This window comes from Armatimonas sp. (assembly GCF_031410135.1).
GTDB lineage: Bacteria > Armatimonadota > Armatimonadia > Armatimonadales > Armatimonadaceae > Armatimonas.
In genome coordinates, this window is record NZ_JANNYP010000253.1 from 1 (window position 1) to 1577 (window position 1577).

Genomic DNA, 1577 nt, shown 5'->3' on the forward strand with positions numbered 1-1577 from the left:
ACCTACCTGTGGAACGTCGGGCACGCTGCCCACATCGTCACCACAAGTACAAGGCCAGAGAGCCCACTGGTTCTAGCGGACTACGGGATCACCGAGGAGCTTTGCAGGCAGTGGCGACCGGATATGGATGATGAGCGGGCCATGCGCCTTGACCTCACCGTACCCCACATCGTCGCTGTCCTAGAAGATCGCACCGTGATTCTGTGCTGCTGGATGCGACTCTTCAAAGCAGTCAGGGATGGAGTCACCGAGCTTCCCGCTTACTGGCTCAACGCCGAGGATGCGGAAGGCTGCTTGGTCTTTCACCTGACACCCGAGACACCAGAAGGAGAAGAATCGTGAAAAAGAGTATGGATCAGCGCTTCGAGATGGAGGATGACAAGGGCAGAAAAGCAGACTGCCGTGTTCGAGTCTTCCTCCCACAAGCGGAAGAAGAAATGAACGATGCCGTCGTGCTACTGGGATGGTCGCCCGCCATACCTGACTTCGCTACCGGCCCTTGGATGGAAACGATTCTCTCCGGCTTTCGTGAGGGATTGGCGGATGTTCAGTCTGACCTGGAGTTTCTCCTCATCGAGTGGTACGAAGCGCGCTGCTACAAACTGAGCAGTGTCATCGTAGACTTCGAGGAGGAGATAGGTCTGGTGCTCTTCAAGGATCTGATGCCAAGCTGTAACAGTGCGGCGGCGAACTTGAGAGCAGGCAAGCGCAAGCCAAAGGCGGCGGACAATGCGCCTGTGGTTCGTAAGCGCCGCTCGGTGTACTGGCTCCCCTTGTGTCGCGAGGCCGTGGAGGATGTGGTGGGCGAGAGCCTGGATGCTCCCGTCCTAGAGTCGGATGAGCCTTCGGATTTCGATCCGGTCTACTCCATAAAGGAAAGGCTGGTGACAGCTTGAAAGGAACCACTCCTGCTGAGATCGTTTACGATGGCCCCTGGCACTATCAGGGATACCATGGCGTGAAGTCGGTCTGCTACCTGAGGCTTTACCAGCCTAAAGAATCAGATGGGCAGCCTAAAGAACCCAGACCGGCCATCGCGATCTTCACTGAAATCGAGTCCAATCCTGGAACTTCGATTACAAACAGGGTCGAGGTTCTAGCAACGCTCGCCTGGCAGTTCTTACAAAAGCCTGATGCGGCTCCTGTAGTCATCGAGCACTATCCCAACCGAGGAGTGCACAACACCCACACAGATCGCTGGCAGTTTCCTGAGAGCTTCGACTTTGTTGAGTTCGACAAGAAGCCTGATGGCAGTTTCGAGAAACCAACGTGGCGGAGAATCCCCCACGCCGAGGTCGAGAAGCTCATCGGAAAACCGTTTCAAGAATAAAAGAGACACATCACTGACCCGCAGTATTCACGCTGCGGGTTTTTCATAACTCAATTACTTAACCATGAGAGAAAGAAATTCACAGTATTTATATTTCTCATTTTATGAGATAATTGCAACGCGTAACAAAGTATAAACAATCCTATTATTACTTAATGGAACCATTACCATCACAAAAAATGCAGTTAAATTTTTACAGACGACCAGCTATCATCATGGTTACGTCCGTAATATTAGCATCTCTGCT

The 1577-nt window shown here is 52.4% G+C and carries 3 protein-coding genes; all 3 read left to right on the top strand.

Annotated elements, in window-relative coordinates; translation table 11 throughout:
* On the top strand, positions 1-342 hold a 342-nt coding region (locus tag RMO15_RS09520; protein ID WP_309711158.1), incomplete at its 5' end, for a hypothetical protein.
* Positions 339-896, top strand: coding sequence for a hypothetical protein (locus RMO15_RS09525; protein ID WP_309711161.1), 558 nt, complete (start codon positions 339-341; stop codon positions 894-896). The genes RMO15_RS09520 and RMO15_RS09525, both read left to right, overlap by 4 nt.
* Positions 893-1330 (top strand): hypothetical protein, encoded by a 438-nt coding sequence (locus tag RMO15_RS09530; RefSeq protein ID WP_309711164.1) that lies wholly within the window; start codon positions 893-895, stop codon positions 1328-1330. Before RMO15_RS09525 ends, RMO15_RS09530 begins: the two co-directional genes overlap by 4 nt.
* Positions 1331-1577 lie beyond the last annotated feature (247 nt).